16 protein-coding genes and 1 pseudogene are annotated in these 16,020 nt (G+C 61.0%); 12 read left to right on the top strand and 5 right to left on the bottom strand.

Translation table 11 applies throughout. The features are described 5' to 3' along the window. The first annotated feature begins 194 nt into the window (after positions 1-194). The 3 genes and pseudogenes from ACOZJV_RS24660 (at position 195) to ACOZJV_RS24650 (ending at position 2,179) form a co-directional block, all read left to right on the top strand. The gene (locus tag ACOZJV_RS24660) at positions 195-440 is read left to right on the top strand and encodes a hypothetical protein (RefSeq protein WP_078472388.1); all 246 of its coding nucleotides are present in this window, start codon (positions 195-197) and stop codon (positions 438-440) included. Between the two features lie 155 nt (positions 441-595). Next, positions 596-877: pseudogene (locus tag ACOZJV_RS24655) on the top strand (PAS domain-containing protein); the annotation flags it as partial. 231 nt (positions 878-1,108) lie between these two features. Then, positions 1,109-2,179, top strand: a complete 1,071-nt coding sequence (locus ACOZJV_RS24650) for a methyl-accepting chemotaxis protein (protein WP_421548804.1) — start codon at positions 1,109-1,111, stop codon at positions 2,177-2,179. A gap of 22 nt (positions 2,180-2,201) precedes the next feature. Here the strand turns inward: ACOZJV_RS24650 and ACOZJV_RS24645 are convergent, their stop codons facing one another. The 5 genes from ACOZJV_RS24645 to norR all read right to left on the bottom strand — a co-directional run bounded on the left by ACOZJV_RS24645 (position 2,202) and on the right by norR (position 6,563). Then, positions 2,202-2,951, bottom strand: a complete 750-nt coding sequence (locus tag ACOZJV_RS24645; RefSeq protein ID WP_421548713.1) for a YkgJ family cysteine cluster protein — start codon at positions 2,949-2,951, stop codon at positions 2,202-2,204. Between the two features lie 95 nt (positions 2,952-3,046). Further along, positions 3,047-3,373, bottom strand: a complete 327-nt coding sequence (locus ACOZJV_RS24640) for a hypothetical protein (protein WP_078472385.1) — start codon at positions 3,371-3,373, stop codon at positions 3,047-3,049. A gap of 102 nt (positions 3,374-3,475) precedes the next feature. Beyond that, positions 3,476-3,973 (bottom strand): GNAT family N-acetyltransferase, encoded by a 498-nt coding sequence (locus tag ACOZJV_RS24635; RefSeq protein WP_421548712.1) that lies wholly within the window; start codon positions 3,971-3,973, stop codon positions 3,476-3,478. 3 nt (positions 3,974-3,976) lie between these two features. Then, positions 3,977-4,879 carry a chemotaxis protein CheV gene (locus ACOZJV_RS24630; RefSeq protein WP_020297526.1) on the bottom strand — a complete coding sequence of 301 codons (903 nt, stop codon included), beginning with the start codon at positions 4,877-4,879 and terminating at the stop codon, positions 3,977-3,979. A gap of 130 nt (positions 4,880-5,009) precedes the next feature. Next, on the bottom strand, positions 5,010-6,563 hold the full coding sequence (gene norR / locus ACOZJV_RS24625) for a nitric oxide reductase transcriptional regulator NorR (protein WP_421548711.1): 1,554 nt from the start codon (positions 6,561-6,563) through the stop codon (positions 5,010-5,012). A 157-nt stretch (positions 6,564-6,720) separates the two neighbouring features. On the opposite strand from norR, the gene hmpA reads away from it, so the two are divergent. The 9 genes from hmpA to queC all read left to right on the top strand — a co-directional run bounded on the left by hmpA (position 6,721) and on the right by queC (position 16,018). Further along, the gene (gene hmpA, locus ACOZJV_RS24620; RefSeq protein WP_078472382.1) at positions 6,721-7,902 is read left to right on the top strand and encodes an NO-inducible flavohemoprotein; all 1,182 of its coding nucleotides are present in this window, start codon (positions 6,721-6,723) and stop codon (positions 7,900-7,902) included. 474 nt (positions 7,903-8,376) lie between these two features. Next, positions 8,377-8,886, top strand: a complete 510-nt coding sequence (locus ACOZJV_RS24615; protein WP_201127807.1) for a disulfide bond formation protein B — start codon at positions 8,377-8,379, stop codon at positions 8,884-8,886. Between the two features lie 781 nt (positions 8,887-9,667). Then, a complete protein-coding gene (gene cyoA, locus ACOZJV_RS24610) occupies positions 9,668-10,612 on the top strand; it encodes a ubiquinol oxidase subunit II (RefSeq protein WP_020297522.1) in 945 nt (314 codons plus the stop codon). Positions 10,613-10,615: 3 nt separating this feature from the next. Beyond that, a complete protein-coding gene (gene cyoB / locus ACOZJV_RS24605; protein WP_078472380.1) occupies positions 10,616-12,634 on the top strand; it encodes a cytochrome o ubiquinol oxidase subunit I in 2,019 nt (672 codons plus the stop codon). A gap of 3 nt (positions 12,635-12,637) precedes the next feature. Next, positions 12,638-13,264 carry a cytochrome o ubiquinol oxidase subunit III gene (locus ACOZJV_RS24600; RefSeq protein WP_020297520.1) on the top strand — a complete coding sequence of 209 codons (627 nt, stop codon included), beginning with the start codon at positions 12,638-12,640 and terminating at the stop codon, positions 13,262-13,264. After that, positions 13,264-13,599, top strand: coding sequence for a cytochrome o ubiquinol oxidase subunit IV (cyoD, locus tag ACOZJV_RS24595; protein ID WP_020297519.1), 336 nt, complete (start codon positions 13,264-13,266; stop codon positions 13,597-13,599). Before ACOZJV_RS24600 ends, cyoD begins: the two co-directional genes overlap by 1 nt. A 10-nt stretch (positions 13,600-13,609) precedes the next feature. Further along, positions 13,610-14,497, top strand: coding sequence for a heme o synthase (gene cyoE / locus ACOZJV_RS24590; protein WP_020297518.1), 888 nt, complete (start codon positions 13,610-13,612; stop codon positions 14,495-14,497). A gap of 159 nt (positions 14,498-14,656) precedes the next feature. Further along, complete coding sequence (locus ACOZJV_RS24585; protein ID WP_078472379.1) at positions 14,657-15,211, top strand: cytochrome b; 555 nt, start codon at positions 14,657-14,659, stop codon at positions 15,209-15,211. Positions 15,212-15,319: 108 nt separating this feature from the next. Beyond that, positions 15,320-16,018: a 7-cyano-7-deazaguanine synthase QueC gene (gene queC, locus ACOZJV_RS24580; protein WP_078472378.1), complete on the top strand. Its 699-nt coding sequence runs from the start codon at positions 15,320-15,322 to the stop codon at positions 16,016-16,018. Positions 16,019-16,020 lie beyond the last annotated feature (2 nt).

Genomic DNA, 16,020 nt, shown 5'->3' with positions numbered 1-16,020 from the left:
GGATCGGGAGGAGGGGCCAGTATCAGTGCCTCACTTATAGCCGGCCAACCCAGTCAGCAAGGTGACGGCTAACTGACAGCGCTGTCAGTAATGGCTGACCATTCGTGTCTTGTCAGGTTAAAGATCTGAGACGCACAGGTATACTGCCGCCGTCTGTGGCCTGTCCCCGGCCATTTCACCTCTCCGGAGCTTCCATGAATTCCCCTACACAACCGCCTGTGTCCGACGCTGTGAGCGACGACCAGGTTGTCGAGCCAACCACCGTTGACACCGAAGACAAACCGGCGATCGCCGCGTTCAAGTTTCCGTTCAAGCCTTCCGAGTTTGCCCAGGCCAAAAATGCCAATCAGCCCTGGTACAAGGGCGGCGCTACCAATGGCCACACCAAGACTCCCGGTGCAGCGCCTCCCGGCACCCGTCGCTCGATGGGCAAGCGCTGATCGCGCGATGCCTGCCGAGTTGGTCATATTTGCGCTTCTTAGCGGCAATGATGGCTAAATGATACAAACGTGAGCTGGATCAGTATTTGTGGGATCAGTGCGCTTAGAGTCAGCAGCCCTGCCGACTCTATCCCAACAATCCGAGCGCGCTCTCCATGAAGATCAACCTTCCAGTTACCGGGCGAAATGTGGACTTCGCCCCTGATGTGAACATCCTGTCGACCACCGATCTGACGAGCGCCATCACTTACGCCAACCCTGATTTCATCGAAATCAGCGGCTACGATCGAGACGAATTGTTGGGCTCGCCCCATAACCTGATGCGTCACCCGGACATGCCGTCTGCGGCGTTCGCCCATATGTGGCAAACCCTCAAGGCCGGTCGTTCATGGATGGGCCTGGTGAAGAACCGCTGCAAGAACGGCGATCACTATTGGGTCAGCGCCTACGTCACCCCGGTGACCCGCGACGGTCAGGCGGTTGAATATCAGTCGGTGCGCACCAAGCCCACGGTTCGGCAAATCGATGCCGCCGAAGCGGCCTATGCCCAACTGCGCAGCCCGCGTTCACCGTTATGGCGACGGCTGCCGGCGCTGGGGGTCAAGCTCAAGCTCTGGGCCCTGGTCAGTGGCGCATCCATGGCCAGCTTCCTTGCCTCGACCGTTCTTATGCCGCCTTCCGTATGGTCTCACGGCCTGGCCGTGGCGACGGGCTGCGGCCTGAGTGCCCTGGGTATCTGCCTGCTGCTCAAACCCCTGGATCAACTGAGCGCCCGTGCCCGGCAGATTGCCGATAACCCCTTGAGCCAAGGCATCTACACCGGTCGCAGTGATGCCTTTGGCCAGATCGGGTTCGCCCTGCACATGCTGGAAGCCCAGGTCGGTGCAGTGGTCGGGCGGATCGGCGATGCGTCCCAGCGGCTGGCCGGGCATGCGGCCGAGTTGGTGGAGCATTTGCACAGCAGCCACAGCAGCACCCTGGAACAACAGGCGGAAACCGACCAGGTGGCGGCGGCGATCCATCAGATGGCCGCCAGCGTCGCCGAGGTCGCCAATCATGCCCAGCAGGCGTCCCAGGCCGCGGATCAGGCAGAGGGCGAAACCCGTGCCGGCCATCATCTGGTGGGCGAAAGCCGCAGCGCGGTACTGCTCCTGGCCAGCGAACTGGTGCGGGCCACCGAGGTGATTCACCAGTTGGAAAACCACAGCAGCGACATATCCGGGGTGCTGGACGTGATCCGCAGCATCGCCGAGCAAACCAACCTGCTGGCCCTGAATGCGGCCATCGAAGCGGCCCGGGCCGGTGAACAGGGGCGCGGTTTTGCCGTGGTGGCCGATGAGGTGCGCGGCCTTGCCCAGCGCACCCAGGATTCGACCAATGAAATCCAGCGCATGATCAGCACCCTGCAAAACGGTGCCCGGGATGCGGTGCAGGTGATGTTGCAGAGCAGCGAGCATGCGCAGAACAGTGTCGATCAGACCCAGCGCGCCGCCGTGGCCCTGGACGGCATCAGCCAGCGGGTCAATCAGATTACCGAGATGAGCCTGCAGATCGCGGCGGCGGTGGAAGAGCAGAGCGCGGTCAGCGAAGACATCAACCGTAATATCAGCGGCATCCGCAATGCCTGTGATGCCACCGTCAGCGCCGGCCAGCAGAGCCATATCAACTCCGGGGATGTGGCGGCGCTGGCCGGGGACCTGCAACAGCTGGCCCATGAGTTCTGGCACAAGCGCGGCTAGCCGGTGTCTGCCGGGTGGGCGGTTACGCCGCCCGCAGGGAAATAAACGCGTAGTTGAGCGGCGCCTCGGTCGCCACCTGCGCCCCGGCGGCCTGCACCTGGCCGGCGATGTCGTCGCCCGAGACATGGAATAGCCACGCTGTGCCGGCCGCCGCCAGGGGCCGGGCCTGGACCTGGTCGATCGCTTGGGCCAGGGCCGCCATTTCCGGCAGGTAGGCGGTGAAACCATCGCCCTTGAGCGCGGTGGTGCGAATTCCCAACAGCGCGCAAATCGCTTCCTTGCTGCGGATATCGTCACGGTCGGCCTGGCGTGAGCGGCGGATCAGCTCAATCAGCTCCTGGTCCACCAGTTCGCCACCGACGATCAGCGCCGGCCCTTGTTCCCAGGATTCAGGCGGGCATTCCTTGGCTTGGGGCAGCAGCGGGATATGGGGGTTGATCTCCATCGGGTAAATACGGCACACCAGCGGCCGGCGCTGGTAGATGCGGCACAGCTGGTCTTCGTCAAGATTCCGGCACGGGCCGACGTTGTAGGCGGCGAAGGTGATGGCCACATAGGCTTCGGCAGTGCCGCTGCGGACCACGCAGGAACGCCGTTGCGCATGCTCGCGTTGCGGGGCGGGAAGGCCCAGGCCGTTGCCGAGAAACCCCTCCACCAGAACAATCACCTGACCGCCGTCAGCCGCCCATTGGCGGGCTTCGGCGAGGGTCAGGGGCACGTGATGGTCGGTGCAGCACTTGCCGCAGCCGACGCAGGAAAACGATGTATTCATTGTGCGAAAAAAGCCATGGTTGATCGGCCCGGGTGCCCGCCAGGAAGGGCGCGGTGGACACCGTAAAGCCAGTCATGAAGCAAGTTATGCGCCATTCATTTACGCGGCAGGGCGGGGCGGATCGAGTCCCACTCGGTGACGTAGGCAGTTTTGTGCTGCTTGTCGTACAGGCACAGCTCGGTGCCGGTTTGGCCCTTCATGTGCGGTTGCGGGTACTGGCCTTGAAGGAGTAAGGCAACATAGCCCACCCGGTCATCGAATTGCGCGGCAGTGCCGACCGCTTTCGGTTTTTTCAGCCCGCTGGCCTGGGTGCAGCTGGCGACCACGGCCTTGTCCAGGGCGGCCCAGGCCTCGCTGCTGGAGGCGTGGGCCTGGGCGGCGAGGGCGGTCAGGAGGATAGCGCTCAAGGTGATGGTTTTCATGCCGGGGGGCTCCCTGGGTTGGCGGTTCCCCGGAGTATGCCTGAGGCGGCGCCGATGAAAATCGCGGCCAAGTGATGGCCCCTGCCCGGCGCCGGCCAGCGACTAGGGCAGGGCGGGTAGCGCAGTGGGCAGCGGTTCGCGGCGGACCAGGGTCATGCCGACGCTGGCATACAGCTCGCGGGCCAGCAGGTTGTCTTCGCGCACCTTGAGGTCGACGAAACCCTCGCGGCGCTGGCGGAACACCTCGAATGCATGCAACAGCAAGGCCCGGCCAATGCCCTGACCCCGGGCGCGGGGGTGCACCACCAGGTCCTTGATGTAGGCGCTGGTCCAGCACTGGGCCACGCCGACCAGGCCTTCGGCGTCGTGGGCGATGAAGCACAGCGCCGGGTCATATTCGGCATCGGTTTCAAAGTGCCTGCGCCAGGTGTCGAGCTCGGGCAGATCGCCGCCGTCGGCGTACCCCTCTTGCATCAGTTGATACACCCCGGCCGCCAGGGACGCCTGATACGGGCCGAGGCGAATGGTGGCCGGCCAGCTCGCGGCGGGCAGCGGCGTGCCCAGGTCACGCCGCAACAACAGGCAATGTCCGCTCGCCAAGGCTCAGGCGCCCTGGGCGGCGACCGTCTTCGCCGCTTCGATCAGGCAGCGGGTCAGCTCCGGCGAGGAAAACTTGGTCAATACCGCATTGGCCCCGGCCAGTCGGGCTTTTTCGCTGTTCATCGCGCTGTCCAGCGAGGTGTGCAGCAGCACGTAGAGGTGGGAGAAGTCCGGGGTTTCGCGCAGGGTGCGGGTGAAGGCGTAGCCGTCCATCTCCGACATCTCGATGTCGGAGACGATCAGGTTGATCTGCTGCGCCGTGCCTTGCAGGTCCAGCAGGCAGTCGATGGCTTCCTTGGCGCTGCGCGCGGTGTGACATTGCAGGCCGAGGTTGCGCAAGGTGTGCACCGATTGCTGCAGGGCCACCTGGCTGTCGTCGACCACCAGAATTCGTGCGTTACCCAGCACTTCGGCGTCTTCCATGCTCAGCTCGGTCGGGGCCATTTCGATCTGCGCCGGGGCGATGCCGTGGATCACCTTTTCGATATCCAGCACCTGGACCAGGGTCCCGTCGACCTGGGTCACCCCGGTGATGTAGGACTTGATACCGCCCGAGCCATAAGGGGGCGGACGGATATCAGTGGTCAGGCAGTGCACGATCTTGCTCACCGCCTGCACGTGCAGGCCCTGTTTCGAGCGGCTGACGTCGGTGACGATCAGGCAGCCGCCGTCCGGGTCTTCCAGCGGCCGCTCGCCGATGGCCCGGCTCAGGTCGATCACCGACAACGAAGCGCCGCGCAAGGTGGCGATGCCTTTGACGTGGGGGTGCGACTCCGGCAGCTTGGTCAGCGGCGGGCAGGGGATGATTTCACTGACTTTAAGCAGGTTGATTGCCATCAGCTTGCCGCTGCGCAAGGTAAACAGCAGGAGCGAAAGTGAGTCTGCGCGGGCTTTGTTGGAAGACATAAAAACCTTCTGTAGAAAAGGTGGTGTCGCGGTTAGAGCCACGAACAGCTATCGGTAACGGGTTATCGACGCGTTCAGGGCTGGCTTTAACCCGATTACGGCTTTACCGACCGCCGTAGCCGAGACCCGGTTATTTCAACCCCAGGCGCTTGGCCATGCGCCCCAGGTTGGCCCTGTCCAAGCCTAGCTCACGAGCGGCGCTCGCCCAGTTGTGCCGGTGACGCTCAAGGCACTCGGTGATCAGCTGGCGCTGGTAGTTTTCGGTCGCCAGGCGCAGGTCGCCGGTGGCGCCCGGCCCGGCCGCCAGGGTGCCTGTCGGCAGCGGCGATGCCGATGGGGTGGAGACGTCGGGCAGGTCGAGGTCGACGGCGTCCAGGCTGAGAATCTTCGGTCGCTCACCCCGACTGCCCAGGGCTTTCAGGGCGCTGCGACCGATCAGGTGCTCCAGTTCGCGCACGTTGCCCGGCCATTGGTAAGCCAACAGCGCGGCCTGGGCCGCGCTGGTCAGGCGCAAGCTGCCGAGGCCCATGCGCGAGCGGTTCTGCTCCAGGAAGTAGCCGCTGAGCAGCAATACATCCCGCCCGCGATCGCGCAAGGCCGGGACCTGTAACGGGTACACGCTCAGGCGATGGTAGAAGTCGGCGCGGTAGCGGCCGCTGTGCACTTCTTCGGCGAGGTCGCGGTTGGTGGCGGCGATCAGGCGCACGTCTACCTGATGTTCCCGGTCCGAGCCCAGGCGTTGCAATTGTCCGCTCTGCAGCACCCGCAGCAGCTTGGCCTGGACGGTCAGCGACAGCTCGCCGACCTCATCGAGAAACAACGTGCCGCCATTGGCCAGCTCAAACTTGCCGCGCCGATCCTGGGTGGCGCCGGTGAAGGCGCCGCGCACGTGGCCAAACAGCTCGCTTTCCACCAGGGTCTCGGGCAGGGCGGCGCAATTGAGGCTGATGATCGGTTTGTCGGCCCGGGGCGAGGCGGCGTGGATCGCCTGGGCCACCAGTTCCTTGCCGACGCCGGTTTCGCCGGTAATCAGCACCGTGAGGTCACTGCCGCCCACCAGGTTGATTTCTTCCAGCAGGCGCTTGTGGGCCTTGCTCTGGCCGATCATCTCGCGGTTCTGGCCGCTGGCCTGGCGATAGACTTCCGCGCGCTGATGTTCATCTTCCAGGCGCAGGGCCAGGCGTTCGATGCGTTCGGCGGCGTTCACCGTGGCCGCAGCGAGGCTGGCGAAGGCTTGCAGGGCGTCCAGTTCGACCGGCTGGAAGCGTTGCGGGTCGAGGGCGTCCAGGGTCAGCAGACCCCACGGGCGCTCGTCGATAAACAGCGGGCAGCCCATGCAGTCGTGCACTTCCAGGTGTTCGTCTAGGCCTTCGACCAGGCCGTCGTAAGGGTCCGGCAGCTCGCTGTCGCTGGCAAATCGGGTCGGCCCCGGGCTGCTGAGCAGGGCAGCGAAGCGCGGGTGTTCGCTGACTTTGAAGCGCCGGCCCAGGGTGTCGGTGCTCAGGCCATCCACCGCCAGGGGCACCAGCCAATCGCCGTCCAGGCGCAACAGCGCGGCCGCGTCGCAAGGCAGCAGGGCGCGCATGGCTTCGAGCAGGCGCCGATAGCGCTCGCCCTCGGGCAATTCGCGAGACAGGTCGGCCACCAGGGGCAGCAGGGCAGTGAGCAGGGATTTTGCAGTCATAGTGACTCCATGTGGTCTTAATGACTATAAAGCGTTGCGTGTCGATATGACTATAATTACTTTAATTTATTGATTTTTAAGACTTTTATTATTGGCATGAAAACTGATCTGCATAGGGTAACCAGCTAGTCATTAAAAAAGCTCAGGAGTTGCCCTTATGCTCAGCGTGCAAGATCGTACCCTTATCAAAGCCACCGTGCCCCTGCTGGAAAGCGGTGGCGAAGCCTTGATCACTCACTTTTACCGGATGATGCTCGCCGAATACCCGCAAGTTCGCGCCTTGTTCAACCAGGCGCACCAGGCCAGCGGCGACCAGCCCCGGGCCCTGGCCAACGGCGTGCTGATGTATGCCCGCCACATCGATCAACTGGATCAGTTGGGCGACCTGGTGGCCAAAATCATTAACAAGCATGTGGCCCTGCAGATTCTGCCGGAGCACTACCCGATTGTCGGCAGCTGCCTGTTGCGCGCCATTCACGAAGTGCTCGGCAGTGACATCGCCACGCCAGAGGTGCTCGCTGCCTGGGGCGCGGCCTATACCCAGTTGGCGGACATCCTGATCGGGGCCGAGGCGGCAATCTACGACCAGAAAGCCGCCGCTCCGGGTGGCTGGCGCGGGGCGCGGGACTTCATCCTGGCCAGGCGCGTGGAGGAGAGCGCGGAAATCACCTCGTTCTACTTCGAGCCGGCGGACGGCGGGGCGATTCTGGCCGCCGAGCCGGGGCAATACATTGGTGTGCAGCTGTTCCTGGAGGGCGAAGAGATTCGTCGCAACTACTCGCTGTCGGCCCTGTCCGACGCCGGGCACTACCGGATCAGCGTCAAGCGAGAAGCCGGCGGCCGGGCCTCGAACTACCTGCATGACCAGTTCCAGGTCGGCGCCCGCATCCAGCTGTTTCCGCCATCGGGTGAATTCACCCTGGCCGCCAGCGCCAAACCCCTGGTGCTGATCAGTGGCGGCGTGGGGATCACCCCGACCCTGCCGATGCTGGAAGCGGCGCTGGCCACCGAACGCCCGGTGCACTTTATCCACTGCGCGCGCAATGGCGGGGTGCATGCCTTTCGCGAGTGGGTCGATGAGTTGGCCGCGCGTCATCCGCAGCTCAAGCGCTTCTATTGCTATGCCGAAGACGACGGAGTCAGCCCGGCGGCGGACAAACTGGGGCTGTTGAGCCAGGAGCAGTTGGGCCAGTGGTTGCCGCAGCAGCGCGACCTGGATGCCTATTTCCTTGGGCCCAAGGGCTTCATGGCCGCGATCAAGCGCCACCTCAAGGCCCTGGGCGTGCCTGAGCAACAGAGCCGCTACGAGTTCTTCGGCCCGGCCGCAGCGCTGGAATGACACCCCCGGGGCGGGGCCGTGGCAGCACCATTGGCGCTGCTGCACCTCGCCTCTGGGCGTTGAATTTTGTTCAAGGGTTAATTCGTACTTAACCTATTGAGCGTCAATTAGCCGAGGCTGATCATGGGTCTCGCGCGTCATCACTTTCAGGGCAGTATTGCTGTTGTTGGTCCCCGGCCATTGGCTGGGGCGATCTGACGGCTAAGCTGCTGGCCTGAAACCTGGTTTTTTGCACCTGTGGACACGTTGCGACAACCCCGGCGAGCGAGTGATCGTTCCCGGGGCGCAGGCCTTGGTGCGAACGCTTCAATGCATTCAAAGGTCATGATCAGCGTGTAGACTTCCGGGCCACCGGTGCCTGTCAGCTCCACAGCGGCCGGACTGCGGCCAATGGACAATCACATACGACTCGGTTCGACCCGGCTGCTACACCGGCTGACGCCCGCCGAGCCACACACAGGAAAGGAATTGGGGATGAGTGACGACATATTGCGCCTGGGGCGTGAACGACGCTTTCTGGTGTTGCTGGGGGTTATCTGCCTGGCGCTGATCGGCGGCGCGCTGTACATGCAGGTGGTACTGGGCGAGGCGCCTTGCCCGCTGTGTATCCTGCAGCGTTATGCGTTGCTGCTGATCGCCTTGTTCGCCTTTATTGGCGCGGCCATGCGCACCCGGCGCAGCATCACCCTGTTTGAAGTGCTGGTGGTGATCTGCGCCCTGGCCGGCGTCGCGGTCGCCGGGCACCACGTCTACACCCAGTTCTACCCTGCGGTCAGCTGCGGCATCGACGTGCTGCAGCCGATCGTCGACAGCCTGCCGCTGGCGGCGATCTTTCCCCTGGGTTTTCAGGTCGACGGTTTCTGTTCCACCCCGTACCCGCCGATATTGGGCCTGTCCCTGGCGCAGTGGGCGCTGGTGGCTTTTGTACTGACGGTGGTGCTGGTGCCGCTAGGTGTCACGCGCAATCGCAAAGCACGTAGCTGACGCGGTAAAAGAGCCCTGGTCCCTGCTTGGGGGCCGGGGCTTTTTCATGGGTTCTGGCAAAGGATGCAGGGGCTGTGACTTGAGGCAATCCGCGGTGCGGCAAAAGTGCGACATGTTGTCACAGTCTTGTGCGGCGAGGAGCGTTTCAGCCTTGGGGTGGGAAGCATGAACTGCGGTCCAGGGAGCGGGAAATATCTGTCAATTCGTATTGGCAGGACCCGTGACGACAACCATAGCCTGCTATCGATGCACTGCGTCCGACCCTCATTCCATAAGGGATAGCGCCGGGTAGCGGGGGGCGGCGAGGTTGGACCCGGGGATTGCGGGGAGTCTGTTTTGAGGCTTTTTGTTGAGAATGAAAATCGATATGATTGCGGGCTTTCGCAATAATCGGCTTCGATTGTTGCACCGGTCGATATTAATTATTTCGAGATGAGACATGGTTTATGCCTCCTGACATATCTACAATCGCCCGCACTGAATTTCCGGCGCTGCTCATCCCTGAGCACACGAGTGCGGTCGAGGGGCGGTTTGATTGCTCCATGCGACGCCAGGTGTCGGCACCTTCCAAACTTCCGCACCAAATGGAATTGGTCTGTAACAAGGCCTTTGACCACGAAATCGAATAAGAACTCACTGCTGGCCCAGGATTTGTCGTTCAGCGTCTAACGCGATGGGCAGGCCCTTATTCAATTGAAGAAAAAATGCCAACCCTTGGCAGGGTGAAGTGTTGGCGATCAAAACCCAACTGCATTGCGCAAGCTGCTTTAGAGGTCGTGAGATGAGTAAAAAAAGGTACCCCAGATTCCTAGGCTTATTGCCGCTACTCGGCATGTTGATGCTGGGAGGCTGCAAATGGACCTTGCTCGATCCCAAGGGTCAGGTTGGTCTGGATGAACGAAACCTGATCATCACTGCAACCATTCTGATGCTGCTGGTGGTTGTGCCGGTCATCATCATGACCTTCGCCTTCGCCTGGAAATACCGCGCCTCCAACAAGGACGCCGTCTACGCGCCGAAGTGGTCGCACTCCACCAAGATCGAAATCGCGGTCTGGCTGGTTCCGGTGCTCATCATCATTGCCCTGGGTTATGTGACCTACAAGTCGACCCACGCCCTGGACCCTTATCGTCCGCTGGAATCTGACGTCAAGCCGATCACCATCGAAGTGGTTGCGATGGATTGGAAGTGGCTGTTCATCTATCCCGAGCAAGGGATCGCCACCGTCAACAAGATCGTGTTCCCGGCACACACCCCGGTCAATTTCCGCGTGACTTCCGACACCGTGATGAACTCGTTCTTCATCCCGGGTCTGGGTGGCCAGATCTACGCGATGGCCGGCATGCAGACCAAGTTGCACCTGATTGCCAACCAGAACGCTGAAATGGACGGTATCTCCGCCAACTACAGCGGTGCTGGTTTCACCGGCATGAAATTCAAAGCGATCGCGACTTCCCAGGAAGAATTCGACGCCTGGGTAAGTGAAGTCAAAAAGGCACCTAAACAGCTTGAACAAGCTGAATACGAAGCCCTTTCCAAGCCGAGCCAGAACAACCCTGTTGAACTCTACTCCTCGTACACCCCGAACCTGTTCCAGCTCATCATCGACAAGTATGAGGGCATGAAACCAGGCGCGCCGGTCAAGCACGAGAAGAAAGAGAAGGAAGTGGCCAGTACGCAAGGGATGGACGCGAGTTCGCATTCAGCTGCCGGGGCAGAGGAGTAAACGATGTTTGGTAAATTAAGTCTGGACGCGATACCGTTCCACGAGCCGATTGTCATGGTGACCATTGCCATGATCGCGCTCGGTGGTCTGGCGCTTTTCGCGGCAATCACCTACTTCAAGAAGTGGACCTACCTGTGGACCGAGTGGCTGACCTCGGTCGACCACAAGAAAATCGGCGTGATGTACATCATCGTCGCCATGGTCATGCTGCTGCGCGGCTTTGCCGACGCCATCATGATGCGGACCCAGCTGGCCATGGCCACCGAGGGTTCGCCTGGCTACCTGCCACCTGAGCACTATGACCAGATCTTCACCGCCCACGGTGTGATCATGATCATCTTCATGGCGATGCCATTCTTCACCGGCCTGATGAACCTTGTCGTGCCGCTGCAGATCGGCGCCCGTGACGTTGCCTACCCGTTCCTCAACTCCCTGAGCTTCTGGCTGCTGGTTTCCGGTGTTGTGCTGATCAACCTGTCCCTGGGCGTCGGCGAATTCGCCAAGACCGGTTGGGTTGCCTATCCGCCACTGTCGGGCCTGGCGTATAGCCCTGGCGTGGGTGTGGACTACTACATCTGGGCGCTACAGCTATCCGGATTGGGTACGACGCTAACCGGGGTCAACTTCCTGGCCACCGTGCTGAAAATGCGTACCCCTGGCATGAAGATGATGGACATGCCGATCTTCACCTGGACCTGCACCTGGGCCAACGTGTTGATCGTGGCTTCGTTCCCGATTCTGACCGCTACCCTGGCACTGCTGACCCTTGACCGTTATATGGATTTCCACATTTTCACCAATGAACTTGGTGGCAATCCAATGATGTACGTCAACCTGTTCTGGGCCTGGGGCCACCCTGAGGTTTACATCCTGATCCTGCCGGCATTCGGCGTGTTCTCGGAAGTGATCTCGACGTTCTCCGGCAAGCGCCTGTTCGGCCACCACTCGATGATCTACGCCAGCGGCGCGATCTCGATCCTGGGCTTCATGGTCTGGCTGCACCACTTCTTCACCATGGGTTCGGGGGCCAGCGTCAACGCCTTCTTCGGCCTGGCGACCATGCTGATTTCGATCCCGACGGGGGTGAAGCTATTCAACTGGCTGTTCACCATCTACCACGGCCGTCTGCGCATCACCAGCCAGGTTCTGTGGACCCTGGGCTTCATGGTGACCTTCGCCATCGGCGGCATGACCGGCGTACTGCTGGCCATCCCGGGTGCTGACTTCGTACTGCACAACAGCCTGTTCGTGATCGCTCACTTCCACAACGTGATCATCGGTGGTGCTGTATTCGGTTACATCGCCGGTTTCAGCTTCTACTTCCCTAAAGCGTTCGGCTTCAAGCTGCACGAAGGTTGGGGCAAGGCAGCATTCTGGTTCTGGATCTCGGGCTTCTTCGTCGCCTTCATGCCGCTCTATGCACTGGGCTTCATGGGCATGACCCGTCGTCTGAACGCCACCACCAACCCTGAGTGGGTGCCGTACCTGTACGTCGCCATGGTCGGTGCGGTGATGATCGCGATCGGTATCGCCTGCCAGCTGATCCAGCTCTACGTCAGCATCCGTGATCGCAAAGAGAACATGTGCGTCTCCGGCGACCCATGGAATGCTCACACCCTGGAATGGTCGACCTCGTCGCCACCTCCGTTCTACAACTTCGCAGTACTGCCCAAGGCTGACGGTATCGACCCGTTCACCGAGGCCAAGGAAAACGGTACCGCCTACGAGCAGGCAAGCCGCTACCAGCCGATCCACATGCCTAACAACACCGCTACCGGTGTGGTCATGGGGGCGCTGTTGACGGTGTTCGGTTTCGCGATGATTTGGCACATCTGGTGGCTGGCGATCGCAAGCCTGGCCGGCACCGTGATCTATTTCGCGATCCACGCTGCCCGTGATGATCAAGGCTACATGGTGCCGGTCGATGTGATCGAACGCATCGAAGCCGAGCAGCACGCTCGCCTGGTAGCCGAGAAGAAGATCCCGGCCAACCGTGTTGAAACCTCGTTGGAACAGGCTTAAACCATGTCGAACTTAGTGACCAATGCTGGACACGCCCATGTCGATGAACATGGGCACGATGACCATCACCACGACTCGGGCGAGATGACCGTATTCGGTTTCTGGCTCTACCTGATGACCGACTGCATTCTGTTTGCGTCGATCTTTGCGGTGTACGCGGTACTGGTAAACAACGTAGCGGGTGGCCCGTCGGGCCACGACATCTTCGAACTGCCATACGTACTGGGCGAAACCGCTCTGCTGCTGTTCAGTTCGATCACCTACGGCTTCGCCATGCTGGCGTTCTTCCGGGGCAACAAGAAGCAGGTCCTGGGCTGGTTGGCCATGACCTTCCTGTTCGGCCTGGGCTTCATCGGCATGGAGATCAACGAGTTCCACCTGCTGATCTCCGAAGGCTACGGCCCTAGCCGTTCCGGCTTCCTGTCCGGGTTCTTCACCCTGGTCGGCACCCACGGTCTGCACGTGACCAGCGGCCTGATCTGGATGGCGATCATGATGTACCAGGTCCACAAGCATGGCCTGACGGCGACCAACAAGACCCGTCTGAGCTGCCTGAGCCTGTTCTGGCACTTCCTGGACGTGGTCTGGATCTGTGTGTTCACCGTTGTTTACCTGATGGGGACTCTGTAATGGCTAATGCAAATGCCCATGACAACCACGATGCCAGCCATGGCAGCGTCAAGTCGTACGCCATCGGCTTCATCCTGTCGGTGATCCTGACTGTCATTCCGTTTGGCCTGGTGATGTACCCATCGCTGCCAAAAGCCATGACCCTGTGGATCATCCTGGCGTTCGCCGTGATCCAGGTGCTGGTGCACCTGGTGTACTTCCTGCACCTGGACCGTTCGCAAGCCCAGCGCAACAACGTTGTCGCGTTTATCTTCGCCGCACTGGTGATCGTGCTGCTGGTGGGTCTGTCCTTGTGGATCATGTTCAGCATCCACACCGTCATGATGGCGAAGTGAGGTAGACCCGATGTCGCTCAAGCACTTTATCCAAATCACCAAACCGGGGATCATTTTCGGTAACGTGCTTTCTGTGGCAGGCGGGTTCTTCCTGGCCTCGAAAGGGCATGTCGATCTGGCCATCTTCCTGGCGGCCATGATCGGCACTTCTCTGGTGGTAGCGTCCGGTTGCGTGTTCAACAACTGCATCGACCGTGACATCGACCTGAAGATGGAACGCACCAAGAACCGCGCGCTGGTCCAGGGCTTGATCTCCCTGAAGCTGGCGCTGGTCTATGCGACTGTCCTGGGTGTGGCGGGCGTGGTGTTGTTGTACAAAGTGGCCAATCCGCTGGCAGCGTTGTTTGCCGTCATCGGTTTTGTCATCTATGTCGGCTTGTACAGCCTGTACCTCAAGCGTCGCTCGGTTCACGGCACGCTGGTGGGCAGTCTGTCGGGAGCCATGCCGCCGGTGATCGGTTACGTCGCCGTCAGCAACAGCTTCGACATGGCCGCCTTGACCCTGCTGGTGATGTTCAGCCTGTGGCAGATGCCGCACTCGTACGCCATCGCGATCTTCCGCTTCAACGATTACCTGGCGGCATCGATTCCGGTGTTGCCGGTGAAGCGCGGGATCCTGGTGGCCAAGCGGCACATCCTGCTCTACATCCTGGCGTTCCTGGTGGCGACCCTGATGCTCACATTCAGTGGTTATGCCGGCATGAGCTACCTGGCGGTGGCCGCGGCCATGGGCATGTACTGGTTGTACATGGCCTGGACCGGCTACAAGGCGGTGGATGACACGGTCTGGGCACGCAAGCTGTTCGTGTTCTCGATCTTCACCATTACCGCCTTGAGCGTGATGATGTCCCTGGACTTCAAAGCGCCCGCTGCGTTGCTGCTGACGTACGCGCCCTAAGCTGCAGACGTTGTAAAAAAAGCCCCGCCTTCGAAGGAAGTGCGGGGCTTTTTTCATGCAGCAGATGTCCCGTTACATATCCTTTAAAGGTTTTCGGACCTGTCCCACTCCCTGGCTGGGTAAAATTGCCCGTTTGTTGATGAAGCCTGAGTGGATGTAATGGAAAACCGTATCGAAATGCTCGACTCGAGCGCGCGTTATGGCGCTGTCAGTCGCGGACTGCACTGGGCCATGGCAGTGGCCTTTGCCTGGATCTACTGCACCACCGGTGCCCACTACCTGCTGGCCGATTCGGCCCTGGACACCTTTCTCTGGCCGACCCACAAGCAAGTGGGCCTGCTGCTGATGGGCCTGCTGCTGGTGCGGCTGCTCTGGAGCCTGTTGAATCGCCATCGTCGCCCGCCCAGCGTCAACCTCGCCGCGACTGTGGGGCATGGCTTGCTGTATGCGGCCATGTTCGCCATTCCGTTTCTCGGGCTGTTGCGCCAGTACGGCTCGGGTCGCGCTTTTTCCGCGTTTGGCGTGCCGGTGATGAGTGGTTTCGAGGGGCCGAAAATCCAGTGGATGACCGAGCTGGGCAACAACTTCCACAGCCTGTTGGGCTGGACCCTGTTGCTGCTGATCGTTGGTCATGTGGCGGCGCTGATCCTGCACTGCGTCAAAGGTGACAGGGCTATCCTGCGGCGCATGGCCGGCGGCGCCGCCAGGGGCTGATCCGCAAGCCCCGGAAAAAAGCCCCGTCTTCGAAAGAAGCACGGGGCTTTTTATAGAGTGCGCCGTTTAAACTACCGACGTGATTCCACTTATGCAGGAAGCAGAATGATGAAGAAAAAAGCCGTTGTTGTATTCAGTGGCGGGCAGGACTCAACCACCTGTTTGATCCACGCATTGCCGCTCTACGATGAAGTGCACTGCATTACCTTTGATTACGGCCAGCGTCACCGCGCAGAAATCGACGCCGCGCAGCAACTGTCAAAACAGCTGGGGGCCACCGTCCACAAAGTGCTGGACGCTTCGCTGCTCAACGAATTGGCGATCAGCAGCCTCACCCGGGACAATATTCCGGTTCCGACCGTGAACAGTTCGGGCGAAAGCTTGCCCAGCACCTTCGTGCCGGGAAGAAATATCCTGTTTTTAACCCTGGCCTCGATTTATGCCTATCAGGTCCAGGCCGAATGCGTGATTACCGGGGTCTGCGAGACCGACTTCTCCGGCTACCCGGATTGCCGGGATGAGTTTGTAAAGGCGCTGAACAAGGCCCTCGAGTTGGGCATGGACTACAAACTGCGCCTTGAGACACCGCTGATGTGGCTGAACAAGGCGCAGACCTGGGCCCTGGCCGACTACCACCATCAACTGGAGCTGATTCGCCAGCAGACGCTGACGTGCTACAACGGCGTGCTCGGCAGTGGTTGTGGCGATTGCGATGCCTGCAACCTTCGTGCAAAGGGCTTGAATGAGTACCTGGGCAACAAGGCCGCGGTCATGGAGGCCCTGAAAGGCAAACTCAATCTGCAGTGAAG

The sequence above is a fragment of the Pseudomonas sp. QD4 genome (assembly GCF_049199125.1).
Taxonomy (GTDB): domain Bacteria; phylum Pseudomonadota; class Gammaproteobacteria; order Pseudomonadales; family Pseudomonadaceae; genus Aquipseudomonas.
Note: the sequence above shows the minus strand (reverse complement) of the source record. Positions and strands in the feature narration are given on the sequence as shown.